The following is a 13,107-nucleotide window of genomic DNA, read 5'->3' as shown; positions in this document are numbered from 1 at the left end:
ATTCTGTGCTTTGTAATAGTTCAACTGACATTCATGTCCTTCATCGGAGAAGGTACGCCCATTCAGCGCTGATTATGCTGAAAGATAACTTATCGCCGCGATAATGGCACCCTGCGGATCTTTGATCCAACAAAAACGACCCACTTTGGGAATATCTTCCGGGCCAAAGAGAATGTCACCGCCAAGCTTTTTGGCATTAATTGCCACTATATCGACATCTGCGACAGTGACATAACCCGTCCAATGGCAAGGCAATGCGGGGATAAGATTATCTGTGATCCCACCAATGCCAACGCCTTCATTTTCAATGAGATGATATTGGCCATGGGGCATTTTTACCGTTCTAAACTGCCAGCCGAACACTTCGCCATAAAAGCGCATGGCTTCCTCGGTATCGTGGGTACTGAGTTCATGCCAACCTAAGGCACCAGCGGTATTAAATGCAGAGTTCATAAGCGCATCCCTTATGTTTTGAGTTATTGAGCTGACTGAATAGTCACCTTGAGTGTAGACGATGCTTTTCAATAATTCCTAAGCCGACTCAGAAATGTGCAATTATTTTTTCCTCATGATCATTAAACTAAGTTAATGTTAATTAATGAAATAACCTAATTCACTCGCCGAGCGGTTATGGATTCTATCCCTGCATGCCCACGGCTCGAGTTTGCTTGGGTTTTGCCTCTATTTTGTTGTCGATAGGCACGCTTTTCTTCTTTTTTCAGCATTAGACCTTCATCCCCTTAGCTTGCTAAACTAGCGCCATTTGCAATCGAGTCGATAGCTTAAGAGGGGAGTAAGATTGAATAAGAGTTTAGTGACAAATGTGTTGGCTGCCATTTGCGTGGTATTGGGATACGCATTGAGTCTGCCCATTTTGTTTAATGTCGGTTTGTTTGCCTTATCTGGCGCGATGACTAACTGGCTTGCTGTGTATATGCTGTTTGAAAAGGTGCCCGGTTTATATGGTTCGGGTGTAGTGCCATCGCGTTTTGAAGAGTTCAAAGCCGGCATTGCACATCTTATGATGAAGCAGTTCTTCACGACGGAAAATATCGACCGTTTTCTGTCGGAAAAAGAAGGAATTAGCCAAATCGATTTAGCCCCTGTGATTGATAAAGTGGACTTGGCGCCATCCTTCGATGCCTTAATTAACACAGTGGCACAATCTTCCTTCGGGGGCATGTTATCCATGTTTGGCGGAACTGAGGCGTTAATGCCGTTAAAGGAACCCTTTATCGAGAAGATGAAAGCCTCTTTGGTGGAAATGTCCCAGAGTGAGCAGTTCCGTAATTTATTGAAACAAGAGATAGAGCAGCCAAATGTGATGGCCGATCTGCAAACGAAGATCGCCAATATCGTTGAACAACGCCTGAATGAATTAACCCCGCAAATGGTTAAACAAATCGTGCAGGAGATGATCCAAACGCATTTAGGTTGGCTCGTAGTGTGGGGCGGGGTATTTGGTGGCGCTATCGGACTTGTCGCCGCGCTGGTACAGGGTTAATCTGGCATTAGCCAGCATACTTTGAGGGAGCATTGGCTCCCTTTTTTGTTTGATTAATCATTAGCAGGGAAGGTTATGGATCATCACAGCATTAATTATTTAGAAATCCCCACCACAGATATTAGCCGCTCCAAGACCTTCTTTAATACGGTATTTGGTTGGCGTTTTGAGGATTACGGGCCGCAGTACAGCTGTTTTATTGATGTGGGGATCACCGGAGGTTTTTACCAAGCTGAGGTGAGTTTTAACCTCGAAAAAGGCTGCCCGCTGATTGTGTTATACAGCAAGGATTTAGAGCAGACACAAGCGGCGGTGAAGGCGGCTGGCGGTGTAATCAGCACGGCGATTTTCAGTTTTCCCGGTGGACGGCGTTTCCATTTTATCGAGCCTGCGGGCAACGAATATGCGGTCTGGTCAGAGTAATCACCTCGAACATCCCTGCGTGCGAAATTGCTGCCTCGATCAGCAAGATATCTGCATGGGCTGCTTTAGGCATTTGGATGAGATCTTAGCGTGGCGCACCATGACACAGGCGCAGCGTGATGATTGTTACTTGAGAATGGCTGAGCGAAAGGCGGTATTTGAGGCAAAACGAATAGGTAACAGTTAGTTATTGGAGTGGAACATAACCGCTAGCTACTGGATAATCAAAAATGCGGCGCCAAGCAATACTAGAGTGTAAAGCTAAAGCGCCGCTGGACTCTCGTCAGACAGGATCGACCACTATATGCTCAAGTTCGATGGCGGCAACGGCATGTAAGGCATCCATGGTTGCGCCCACTAAGCTGATTTTCCCCTGTGATGACTCGACCAACACCGCGCGGCGGATCTCGCCAAAATCACGGTTATGTCGAGTGAGATTCGATAGGGCCATCTGCATTGGTAGCATAGATGGGTTAAAGGCTGCGTTTTCAGCGTAGCGGCCACAATAGGTTGCACCATCTGAGGTTTCGAGTACTACAGCGGCATAACTTTGGGTATAAGGCGCGTAACTTAGGCCTGCATGATCTAATGCTTCAATCACCATAGGATCGCTGCTATCGAGGGCAAATTCGGTTTCATGCTTGACCAGCAAGGGCGACTGCACATTTAAGTCCTTTGGCCCAAATGCGTAGGGTAAGTAATAGGACAGTAAATGACTGTCTTGCGATGGCAGATGGATCTTAATTTGGCCACCCTCGACGAGTTCGTTCATAAACTGACGGCAATGACCACAGGGGCTGGCGTTAACGATCATGTCGACAATTTGGCTCTCGCCACTTAACCATGCGTGGCTGATGGCGCTTTGCTCTGCATGTACAGAGTGAAACAGGGCTTCGCCGGGCAGTTCTAGGTTGGCGCCCATATAGATGTCGCCACTTTTCCCTTTAGCAATCGCACCGACATAAAACTCGCTGATCGGCGGTTTTGCTAAGGCGGCGGCTATAGGCAGCAGAGCCAGTAACACTTCGGCTTCGGTCATTTTGCTGCTTTGGACTAACTCTGCCAGTTGCTGCGCATCAATATGTCCCGCAAAGTTTTGATGTAATAGGGGAATTAATGCGTCAGCCAATGGTGTTGGCAGCTGGGTTATGCTTCTGATAAATCTATCTTGCATTTCCCGACTCCTTGTTTGTTAAGTTCATGGAAGAACATTCTAGTAATTTTGTTACGGTATAAATGCGAGTTAGTTCGCGTTTACACCTCAATTTAACGCCAGATAGGTTACATCTGAAAGTCGTTATCACTGTCTGGCGTTAACTAACGGTCTTATTTAGCTATCTGCTTATCGGTTCACTATCGATGTTTTAGCGTTCGCGTCGCTTTAGAGCCCGCGTAGATAGTGACATAGGGCTGCGAGTAACTTTTGTTTGTACTCATCGGCCTCGGTATCTTGCAGCAGATTTTCAAGCTTGAGTAAATAATCCTGATCGCTCAAACGTTGCTGGCAGAAGATGCGCCAACGCTGGGCTTCTTGATCATTCAGCAGTTCTGGGTAGTTACGTGCCCGATAGCGAAACAGCATCTCGGGAATGCGCCCATCATCAAATTGCAGATCCAGCGCTGCTAAATTTTGTGGCAAGGTATGGCGAATGATCTCCATCTTGGCTTTATCGGCGGGGCTGAAAAAACCACCCGAATACAGCATCAAGTCAGGATCAGTGGTTGTCACTTCGCCTTCATGCTCAAAGAGTTGCGCCAGTTTTTCCCGCAATTCTGGGTGAGCTTTTAAGCGTTTGTATTGCTCTCTGGCAAAGGCTTTATCGATATTGAGTCTTTCTGCCTGGGCATCATCCAAAATCTTGGCTGAGGTGATAAAAGGACATTTGTTAAGATGAACTTGTTTGACCGGTATAGGTAACTCATCTTCGGCAAGCTCGGCTCTTGGCGTATACATGCGAGTCTTTATTTGCTCAACATCCAGCTCAAACAGCGGGCTTAAATCCATCGCTAAGTTAACGCAAATAATGGCGTTTTTGTTGCTTGGATGGTGGGTTACGGGGGCTATCAGCGTCGTACACCCCTGCAGCGCACTGATTTTGGAACTCACATGGGCAAGCGGTTGCATATTCAATACATCGATTTGTGCACTCACGGCCTGCTTACGGCGCAGCTCAAAATAGTATTGATATAACTTGGGTTGCTTTTCTTTAATTAATTTGGCCATGGCGATGGTGGCGTACACATCGGACATGGCATCGTGGGCTTTTTCATGGCTTAAACCATTGGCTTGCGTCAGGTGCTCTAACTTAAAACTGGGCGAGCCATCTTCCTTTAATGGCCAATGAATCCCATCTGGTCTAAACGCATAGCAAGCTCTCACTAAATCAATGATATCCCAGCGTGTATTGCCATTTTGCCATTCGCGGGCATAGGGATCGATAAAGTTACGGTAGAATCCATAACGGGTGACTTCATCGTCAAAGCGTAGGGAGTTATAGCCTGCGACACAGGTATTCGGTTGGCTGAAGAGTGCATGGATGCGCCCCATAAACTCGGTTTCAGGCAACCCCTTTAAGTTGGCTAATTGTGGTGTGATCCCTGTGATTAAAATGGCTTCGGGCGAGGGGAGATAATCCGTTGATTGTTTGCAGTAAAAGGTCTCGGGTTCACTAATGATATTGAGATCTAAGTCTGTGCGGATCCCGGCAAACTGGGCCGGTCTGTCCTTGGCTGGAGTGGCTCCGAAGGTTTCATAATCGTGCCAAAAAATACTTGGCTGAGATGCTGTATACATAATTTCAATCAAATGACGGTTTTATCGAATGATAGCATCTTAACACTTAAACTCACCGCAATATTCATTAGCAAAAACCGAGATTGAAAAATTATATTGAAAAGATAAGCGCTTAAGAGGTGATCTTTACCTCGGTTGACAGTTACAATTCCCCCTTGAACAGGGAATCAGTCATATGCATCATCAATATCTTAATGAACCTATGGTACTCGATGTCGGGCAGGCCTCGACGCTGACTTTAACCTTGCCCAGCAATATTAGCGATTTCATCGTGCTTGAGGCGATGGGGGGACCATTGCTCGAGTTGATTGTAGTGTCAGAAACACCACAGCCGCAAATTGCCGTCCGCTTCCAGCCTATTTTGGGACTTAAGCTCAATGCAGTTGTGGTTGATGCCGCAAGCTTTACCACATCTAGTTTACGGCAACTGGGGCAGGGCGTTCGGCTTTATCCTCGTCTGGGGACTGCACCTAAATTTTGTGCCCAAGAGCTGCGGACAGGGATATCCATTAAAGTGGATGTGCCGGACGGAGTCGCTTTGTCACTACAATCTGCGTCTAAGTTTGAGTTAGTCACACTCGAATCCGATGTTCGGAGTTTACACGAGCCCAAAGTGCTAATGATGGCTAAAGCGATTTTAGCGCGGGAATATGACTATAATGCCACTGCCGAATCCCTTGCTGTATGCTTGACTGAGATCGAGCAAGTCCGGCTTGAGCTGCAAGCGTTTTTGCGGGGGGAAGTAGGACTCTGCCATGCCAGTTTAGCCGAAGAGGCGGTGCGACTCGATCCCTTGCTGCAACAAAAACGACAATGGCTGTTCCGCACTTATACCCATATGTTCGAGCGACCAAACTTTAGTCGCGCCGCCAATGACGGTTTGAATATTGATAAAGCCTTAAGGAAGCTCGAATGTTTTGAGCTACTCGCCTCCCCTGAATTACTGCAAATGGTGGAGCGACTAATGGAAGATGAGGCATAAGCTAGCCATTCCAAACATTTAAGAGTTAACCAATGCAATATATATGTCCTTTGTGTGCTTTGCCGCTCACCTTGATTGAACGAACTTGGGGATGCCCGCAGGCACACAAGTTCGACATGGCCAAAGAAGGTTATGTGAATCTGCTCCCCGTGCAGAAGAAAAATTCCAAAGATCCCGGTGATAATCAGCAGATGATGTTGGCTCGCAGGGAGTTTTTAAATGCGGGTTACTATCAAAGTTTAAGTGACAGAGTGAATGCGTTGGCACTTGAGTATGCCAGCGAGGCGCAGCGGATCCTAGATATCGGCTGTGGTGAGGGGTATTACAGCCATCGTCTATACGATACTCTGGCAGCTGGTCATCCTTGCCTATTACAAGGTGTTGATATCTCTAAATCGGCAATAAAATATGCCGCCAAACGTTATCCTGGCTTAAGCTTTTGTGTGGCGAGTGCCTACGAAATGCCAATTCCAGCCAACAGCATCGATTTAGCGATTCGCATTTATGCCCCATCAAAGGTGGAAGAATTACAGCGGATCATGGCGACTGGCGGGATACTGATCACTGTGTCACCTGGGCCTTTACATCATTTTGCGTTGAAACAGCAAATTTATGCTGAACCTAGATTACATCCAGTGTCAGATGCAAAGATAGCAGGCTTCGACTGCTTACATCAAGAGCGGCTAAGGTCACAACTTGAGCTAAATATCAGCGAAGATATTAGCCATTTTCTTGAAATGACTCCCTATGCTTGGAAGTTTTCTGCGGAACAAAAGCAAGCATTTGCTCGAAGTGGGTTAAGCTGCGAATTAGATTTTCAGATTGAAGTACATCGCATTTCAGTCTAGAGATTGATTTTAAGCTATTGAAATAAAGTATTTAAAATGCTTAACTGTCGATGCTTAAGCCGTAAGAACATGCTGTTCTGCGAGCCGGTAGCAAAACCTTAAACTGGCTTGGTTTAAATAAATTTTTCAAAGTGTCGCAGTGTGTTGACTTATCTTTAGAATGGTTTATAGTTTTACTAGCTTGAAGGTTGGGCTTATATTTATGTGTTCAATACGACCAGTTCGTCCTGTAAACATAAGTAATACCGGCATTTTCCAGCTCCACCGCCGTTAAGGCTTTAATTTTTTATTTACAGGATTTATATCATGTCTCAAGTTACTGGTGTAGTTAAGTGGTTCAACTCTGACAAAGGTTTTGGTTTCATCGAGCAAGAATCTGGTCCAGACGTATTCGTTCACTTCCGTGCAATCAACTCTGACGGTTTCAAAACTCTTGACGAAGGTCAAAAAGTGTCTTTCACTGTGACTCAAGGTCAAAAAGGTCCTCAAGCTGAAAACGTAACCGTAATCGGTTAATTTTCAGTGCTGTTAGCCTAAGCGCTGATAGCAATGGATTTAAGAGCTGTGGTTTATTCCATGGCTCTTTTTATTTGTGTCGCTTTTAATTTTTCTACGTTATAGCTTTGTATGCTAGAGTGTTGATTAGACTGTATTCTTTCTCAACATCTCAACATCTCAACATCTCAACATCTCAACATCTCAACATCTCAACATCTCAACATCTCAACATCTCAACATCTCAACATCTCAACATCTCAACATCTCAACATCTCAACATCTCAACATCTCAACATCTCAATATCTCAATATCTCAATATCTTACTTTCTCAGTTTAGCTCATCCTTACCTAGCATAGGTTTTTGTGTGAACGTTAAGCTATCAGGTGTCGATACACATCAGATTCTGTTTTAAGTGTAACAACTCACCCACGATCTTTCTGCGAAGTTAGCCTTCAGACCGTGGGTGAGTGGTTATTGTGGAATGATAAAGTGCTCATCTATGAGTCGAGCTTATCGTCCGCAACTTTATAGTGGGGATCGTCAAGCAGATTGACCTCAACCAAATCGCCTGCTTTGTGAAGTAAGGCTTTACAATCGGCACTTAAATGCACTAAATGCAGCTTTTTCCCTAGTGCGACATAACGTTCGGCAAGCGTATCTATAGCTTCTAGCGCCGAGTGATCGGCTACGCGAGAATGCTTAAAATCGATCACTACATCCTGCGGATCCTGCGAGGCATCGAAGAGTTCGAGGAAGCTGGCCACTGAGCCAAAAAAGAGTGGGCCGTTCAGCTCATAGACTTTCCAGCCAAGGCTATTTGAGGTTACTTTTACGCTGATGTGTTTGGCATGTTGCCATGCAAACACAAGCGCCGATACCACGACACCGACAAAGACGGCAAAGGCGAGATCGGTAAAGACGGTCACAGTGGTGACGAGCACAATGACAAAAGCATCATGTTTCGGCACTTTGCCCATAAACTTAAAGCTTGCCCATTCGAATGTGCCGAGCACCACGATAAACATCACGCCAACCAAAGCGGCAAGCGGAATAATTTCGATAAAAGATGCACCAAACAGGATAAAGGTCAGTAAACCGATAGCCGCTGTAATACCGGATAATCTGCCACGTCCACCTGAGTTAATGTTAATCATCGATTGACCAATCATAGCGCAGCCGCCCATGGCTCCAAAAAAGCCGCTGGTGATGTTACCCACGCCTTGGCCTATACATTCTTTATTGCTACGTCCGCGGGTATTGGTCATCTCATCGATAACCGTTAAGGTTAACAGGGATTCGATTAATCCGACGGCGGCTAAAATAAAGGAATAGGGTAGAATAATATAGAGCGTCTCAAGGTTAAACGGCACCTGTGGGATCGCAAAGCTTGGAAGTGAACCTGCGATGGTCGCATGCTCATCGCCACTCATGGTTTTAAGAAAATCCAACACATTTCGGGTGTCTAAGTCAAAACCGACCACGATGGCGGTCACGCTTAGAATCGCAACTAACGATGAGGGCACAGCTGTAGTCAGTTTGGGGAGAAAGTAAATAATCGCCATAGTCAGTGCGACTAGCCCTAGCGTTAGCATCAAAGGCTCTTGCGGTAGCCAGACTAATTCCCCTGCGGCATTTTTGACTTTAAATTGCCCGAGCTGAGCCAAGAAAATCACAATGGCGAGGCCGTTCACAAAACCTATCATCACAGGATAGGGGACAATGCGGATAAACTTCCCCAGTTTAAAGACCCCAGCGCTGATTTGGATTAATCCTGCCAGCACCACAGCGGCAAATAAGTATTGCACGCCATGTTCAACTACCAATGACACCATCACTACGGCCATCGCTCCCGTCGCGCCAGAAATCATGCCTGGGCGTCCGCCAATCAGTGCGGTAACTAATCCCATTATAAAGGCGGCATAGAGGCCGACCATAGGTTCGACATTGGCGACAAAGGCAAAGGCTACCGCTTCTGGAATAAGTGCAAGTGCGACCGTCAGACCCGAGAGGATATCGGCTTTGTGACTAGATGTTTTGTGGCGAAAGAGATCGAACATGAAACCTCTGTTAATCATTTGTGTTGGCAAAATAGCCGCGAATACTAACAAAAAAGCCTATTCAGCTAAACCTTAAATATGGCTTAATTTGCTGAAAATAAAAAAGCCATGCAAGTGCATGGCTTTTTAACAACAACTTGGCGATTATGGACGAGCCATATCCGATTCGGCGCTATTGCTTTGCTTCAGCTTAGGCGCAGTGACTTCGGCTGAGGCAGTATTGTCATACTCGCGGCCTTTTGGCACTTCTACCTGTGTTCTGACTTCTACCGTCGGCTTGGTCATCTCTGATGACACCATTGAACCAAAACGGCTAGCGGCTTTGGGTTTGCTCACCACGGTTTCAGCTGCAGGGGCTGCGACAGCTTGAGTCACAACGGGTTTCGCCTGTGGTTTAACGATTGGCGCAGGTTTTGCCATTGGAGCTGAGGCCACTGATTTCACGGCATCTTTCACTTCGGCTTTTTCCACTTCGGGCGCGACAGCTTCAACTGCGACAGTTTCTGTTTTCGCTTGAGCAACTGGAGTTTCAGCTGGGGTCACAATGGCTTCTGTAACCGCTTCTACCGCTTTAGCTGGCTCAACAGCAACGTCTTCAGCCTTAACGCTCGTCTCTGGCTTGTTATTTACCGCAGTGTCAGCAGGAGCTTCTGTTACTGCAACTTCAGCTTTAAGCTTGGCCACTTGCTCGGTAGCTACTGACTCAACAACTTCAGTCTCAACAGCTTTATTGGTTTCAGCAACCACACTGACATCTGCCGTTTCGACTACAGCTGCAGGAGAAGTGACAGTCGGTTCAGCGGCAACTTCAGTTGCTTTTGCTTCTGTGGTCTCAGCTGCTTCTGCAGTTTGAGCGGTTGGCGCAGGGTAGTCTTGAGCATCACCGAGTGCATCGTTTGGTACGAATTGTGCAGGTGCAGAGACGCCTTGCTCATCTTCATCACGGCGACGACGTTGACCGGCCGCTCTTAAATGACGTGGGCTACGGCGACTACGACGTTGTCCATCGCGAGATTCGCGTTTCGCTTTATCATCCGCATCGGCACTGAGTTCTGCGTTATCCGCATCGGTCTCGGCTTCGGTCTTCACTTCAGTTACGTCAGCTGGGGCCTCAGCACGGTTTTCAACCACTGGCTTTTCAGCGCTAACTTCAGCGTTTGCTTCCACTTGGCTTGCTGCGTCAGTCGCTTCTACTGTCTCATTGGCAACAGCGGCATCTTTGCGTGGCTGGCGACGTGAGCGAGGTGCTTTCGTCTCAGCTTGTGGCTCAGTTGCAACGTCAGTATTGGCTGCATTAACGGCGGCCACTTCGGCTAATACCACTTCTTCTTGAATTGGCGCTTCGGTCGTTTCATTGGCGTTATCGATGCGTACTTTACGACGCATGTTACGGCGCTGACGACGCTCACGGGCCACTTCTTGCTTTGGTGTGTCGTCTTGAGACTCGGCTACCACTTCTTTTGGTGCTTGATTACGACTCTTAGGCTCTGGTTTAGTGCGCTTTGCATTCTCATCTTTTTCACGAGCTGGGCGCTCTTGAGCCTGAGGTGCATCAGCCGACTTCTTGGCATTGCGAGTGCGTGGCTCGCGGGTGCCTTCTTTCGCTTTGTCAGCATCTTGGTTATTGCGAGTGCGGCGAGTGTCATTACGACGATTACGACGGTTCGCATTGGCCGTTTGGCTGTCAGACTTTTTGGTTTCTGTGGTCTTTTCTGCCGCAGGTTTATCGCTTGAGCTGAAGAAGGCGCCAATGGCACTGAACAGTTTGCTGAAGAAACCTGGCTCGGTTGCTTCCACTTTGTTGGCAACAGGTGCAGCGGCTTGTTCGACTTTCTGCGGTGCGGTGAAGCCTTTTAAGGCTGGTGCTGGCGCAGCAGTGCGTTCCAGTTTACGGGGTTCGTATAACTTAGCTTCTGGCTGTTCGATGCGCTTGTAGCTGGATTCATCGATTTCATCGTCAGTGCGGTGACGAATAACGCGATAATCAGGAGTCATCATGTGCGGATCTGGGATCACATAGACTTCTACATCATGGCGTTGCTCAGTGATACGAATCGCTTTGCGTTTTTCGTTCAGCAGGAAGGCCGCCACATCGACAGGCACGATGGCTTCGATTTGTGAGGTGTTTTCCTTGATGGCTTCTTCTTCCATCAAACGCAGAATCGACAGCGCTAAAGATTCGGTACTACGAATCGTGCCTTGGCCATGACAGCGAGGGCAGATATGTGCAGCTGATTCTTCTAAGGATGGACGCAGACGTTGACGCGACATTTCCATCAGACCGAAGCGAGAAATGCGGCCTAATTGTACGCGGGCACGGTCATGGTGCACGGCATCACGCAGGCGGTTTTCTACTTCACGTTGATGGCGCACTGGCGTCATATCGATAAAGTCGATCACGACCAGACCACCTAAGTCTCGCAGACGCAATTGACGGGCAATCTCATCGGCGGCTTCAAGGTTGGTATTTAATGCGGTTTCTTCAATATCGCCGCCCTTCGTTGCGCGGGCAGAGTTGATATCGATTGAGGTTAATGCTTCAGTTGGGTCGATAACAATCGAACCACCCGATGGCAGGCGCACTTCACGTTGGAATGCCGATTCGATTTGCGACTCGATTTGGAAGTGAGTGAACAATGGCACTTCGGCTTCGTAGAGTTTTACGCGCTCGACGAAATCAGGGCGTACCAGTGCGATATGCTGCTTGGCTTCTTCAAAAATGCGAGGGTGGTCGATGAGGATCTCGCCCACATCACGGCGCAGATAATCACGAATTGCACGTACAATGACGTTACTTTCTTGGTGAATTAAGAAAGGAGCGGCTTTACTTTGTGCGGCTTCGGTAATGGCAGCCCAGTGGTGTTGTAGAACTTTTAAGTCCCACTTCAGTTCAGTCGATTCTTTGCCAACACCCGCGGTACGCACGATAAGTCCCATACCTGCGGGCACTTCTAAATCGGCCATGGCCTCTTTTAATTCGGTGCGCTCATCACCTTCGATACGGCGAGAAATACCGCCAGCACGAGGGTTGTTTGGCATCAGGACTAAGTAAGAACCTGCAAGGCTGATAAAGGTCGTCAGTGCAGCACCTTTGTTGCCGCGCTCTTCTTTGTCAATTTGAACAATAACTTCTTGTCCTTCACTGACCACTTCTTTGATGTTTGGGCGACCTTGGAAAGAATAACCTTTAGGGAAGTACTCTCTGGCGATTTCTTTTAGCGGTAAGAAGCCGTGGCGCTCGGCACCATAGTCAACGAAAGCGGCTTCTAAAGAGGGTTCTACGCGGGTGATTTTACCCTTGTAAATGTTGGATTTTTTTTGCTCGTGACCAGGACTTTCAATATCCAGATCGTACAGTTGTTGCCCGTCAACGAGGGCAACACGCAACTCTTCTGATTGAGTTGCATTGATTAACATACGTTTCATGATGACGTCATTCTTCTTTAAATGGAGGTCATCAAACAATCGCGTTTCGCTGCATTACGGGCCTAGCAGTAGGTCAACGAAGCCTCACGGCTGGTGGCTAGGCAAGGTGCGCATTACTGTTAGACGCAGTCGCTGCGTGTCGCATCCTATTTATGGCTTATTTTTTAATGATTACAAAAACAAGGAATTCGTTGTAAAACATCAACCAACCCCATAAATTCTTTCATTTCGTTCCGGTAATGCCCAAGTCGAATCGGTTTGTCTGACGACAAGTTAAAATATATTTCGAAATCGGTGAGAAAAACTTTAGATAAACCTAGTCAAAGTAAGGTTAGATTCTCGATTTAATCGTAAAAAACGCATTTGTGGTATTTTTACTCAGTATACGATTTGCAAATCAATGAGTTGCTATCAAGAAAATCTTTTTTAATCTATAAAGCTTTTCACTTGGGACTGGGACCTTGTGAACACTTTATTCACGGCTTATCCCTAATCGCTGGTGAAATATAGCAATAATCAAAAAATTCAGCAATGGAAAGGCACAATTCTTCTTAACTGTTGTACAATGGCCGT

11 protein-coding genes are annotated in these 13,107 nt (G+C 46.9%); 6 read left to right on the top strand and 5 right to left on the bottom strand.

The genetic code is table 11. The annotated features are described in order from the left end of the window. Nucleotides 1-72: 72 nt before the first annotated feature. Nucleotides 73-453: a VOC family protein gene (locus SHEWMR4_RS12710; RefSeq protein WP_011623169.1), complete on the bottom strand. Its 381-nt coding sequence runs from the start codon at nt 451-453 to the stop codon at nt 73-75. A 346-nt stretch (nt 454-799) separates the two neighbouring features. Between SHEWMR4_RS12710 and SHEWMR4_RS12705 the strand changes: the two genes are divergently transcribed. The 3 genes from SHEWMR4_RS12705 (at nt 800) to SHEWMR4_RS12695 (ending at nt 2,114) form a co-directional block, all read left to right on the top strand. Beyond that, nucleotides 800-1,504, top strand: coding sequence for a DUF445 domain-containing protein (locus tag SHEWMR4_RS12705; RefSeq protein WP_011623168.1), 705 nt, complete (start codon nt 800-802; stop codon nt 1,502-1,504). Nucleotides 1,505-1,579: 75 nt separating this feature from the next. Then, entirely contained in the window at nt 1,580-1,927 is a 348-nt protein-coding gene (locus tag SHEWMR4_RS12700) for a VOC family protein (RefSeq protein ID WP_011623167.1), read from the top strand. Continuing rightward, nucleotides 1,908-2,114 carry a DUF1289 domain-containing protein gene (locus SHEWMR4_RS12695; RefSeq protein WP_011623166.1) on the top strand — a complete coding sequence of 69 codons (207 nt, stop codon included), beginning with the start codon at nt 1,908-1,910 and terminating at the stop codon, nt 2,112-2,114. The genes SHEWMR4_RS12700 and SHEWMR4_RS12695 overlap by 20 nt, the downstream gene beginning before the upstream one ends. 96 nt (nt 2,115-2,210) lie before the next feature. Here the strand turns inward: SHEWMR4_RS12695 and cdd are convergent, their stop codons facing one another. Both cdd and sbcB read right to left on the bottom strand, forming a co-directional pair. Further along, nucleotides 2,211-3,101 carry a cytidine deaminase gene (cdd, locus tag SHEWMR4_RS12690; RefSeq protein WP_011623165.1) on the bottom strand — a complete coding sequence of 297 codons (891 nt, stop codon included), beginning with the start codon at nt 3,099-3,101 and terminating at the stop codon, nt 2,211-2,213. Between the two features lie 207 nt (nt 3,102-3,308). Then, on the bottom strand, nt 3,309-4,721 hold the full coding sequence (gene sbcB / locus SHEWMR4_RS12685; RefSeq protein ID WP_011623164.1) for an exodeoxyribonuclease I: 1,413 nt from the start codon (nt 4,719-4,721) through the stop codon (nt 3,309-3,311). A gap of 175 nt (nt 4,722-4,896) precedes the next feature. Between sbcB and SHEWMR4_RS12680 the strand changes: the two genes are divergently transcribed. The 3 genes from SHEWMR4_RS12680 to SHEWMR4_RS12670 all read left to right on the top strand — a co-directional run bounded on the left by SHEWMR4_RS12680 (nt 4,897) and on the right by SHEWMR4_RS12670 (nt 7,067). Next, nucleotides 4,897-5,703, top strand: coding sequence for a hypothetical protein (locus SHEWMR4_RS12680; RefSeq protein WP_011623163.1), 807 nt, complete (start codon nt 4,897-4,899; stop codon nt 5,701-5,703). Between the two features lie 32 nt (nt 5,704-5,735). Beyond that, nucleotides 5,736-6,551 carry a 23S rRNA (guanine(745)-N(1))-methyltransferase gene (gene rlmA, locus SHEWMR4_RS12675; protein WP_011623162.1) on the top strand — a complete coding sequence of 272 codons (816 nt, stop codon included), beginning with the start codon at nt 5,736-5,738 and terminating at the stop codon, nt 6,549-6,551. Nucleotides 6,552-6,857: 306 nt separating this feature from the next. Beyond that, nucleotides 6,858-7,067 carry a cold-shock protein gene (locus SHEWMR4_RS12670; RefSeq protein WP_011072720.1) on the top strand — a complete coding sequence of 70 codons (210 nt, stop codon included), beginning with the start codon at nt 6,858-6,860 and terminating at the stop codon, nt 7,065-7,067. A 481-nt stretch (nt 7,068-7,548) separates the two neighbouring features. Here the strand turns inward: SHEWMR4_RS12670 and SHEWMR4_RS12665 are convergent, their stop codons facing one another. Then, the gene (locus SHEWMR4_RS12665) at nt 7,549-9,108 is read right to left on the bottom strand and encodes a SulP family inorganic anion transporter (RefSeq protein ID WP_041408799.1); all 1,560 of its coding nucleotides are present in this window, start codon (nt 9,106-9,108) and stop codon (nt 7,549-7,551) included. 144 nt (nt 9,109-9,252) lie between these two features. Beyond that, nucleotides 9,253-12,534, bottom strand: a complete 3,282-nt coding sequence (gene rne / locus SHEWMR4_RS12660; RefSeq protein WP_011623160.1) for a ribonuclease E — start codon at nt 12,532-12,534, stop codon at nt 9,253-9,255. Between the last annotated feature and the right edge of the window lie 573 nt (nt 12,535-13,107).

The organism is Shewanella sp. MR-4 (genome assembly GCF_000014685.1).
Classification (GTDB): Bacteria; Pseudomonadota; Gammaproteobacteria; order Enterobacterales; family Shewanellaceae; genus Shewanella.
The sequence above is the reverse complement of the archived record's forward strand: the minus strand, read 5'-3'. Positions and strand labels throughout refer to the sequence as shown.

Excerpts from the sequence above, each read along its gene's own strand:
- sbcB (WP_011623164.1), bottom strand. The coding sequence starts at position 4,721 with ATGTATACAGCATCTCAGCCAAGTATTTTTTGGCACGATTATGAAACC.
- rne (WP_011623160.1), bottom strand. The coding sequence starts at position 12,534 with ATGAAACGTATGTTAATCAATGCAACTCAATCAGAAGAGTTGCGTGTT.
- SHEWMR4_RS12670 (WP_011072720.1), top strand. The coding sequence starts at position 6,858 with ATGTCTCAAGTTACTGGTGTAGTTAAGTGGTTCAACTCTGACAAAGGT.
- rlmA (WP_011623162.1), top strand. The coding sequence starts at position 5,736 with ATGCAATATATATGTCCTTTGTGTGCTTTGCCGCTCACCTTGATTGAA.
- SHEWMR4_RS12680 (WP_011623163.1), top strand. The coding sequence starts at position 4,897 with ATGCATCATCAATATCTTAATGAACCTATGGTACTCGATGTCGGGCAG.
- cdd (WP_011623165.1), bottom strand. The coding sequence starts at position 3,101 with ATGCAAGATAGATTTATCAGAAGCATAACCCAGCTGCCAACACCATTG.
- SHEWMR4_RS12665 (WP_041408799.1), bottom strand. The coding sequence starts at position 9,108 with ATGTTCGATCTCTTTCGCCACAAAACATCTAGTCACAAAGCCGATATC.
- SHEWMR4_RS12695 (WP_011623166.1), top strand. The coding sequence starts at position 1,908 with ATGCGGTCTGGTCAGAGTAATCACCTCGAACATCCCTGCGTGCGAAAT.
- SHEWMR4_RS12710 (WP_011623169.1), bottom strand. The coding sequence starts at position 453 with ATGAACTCTGCATTTAATACCGCTGGTGCCTTAGGTTGGCATGAACTC.
- SHEWMR4_RS12700 (WP_011623167.1), top strand. The coding sequence starts at position 1,580 with ATGGATCATCACAGCATTAATTATTTAGAAATCCCCACCACAGATATT.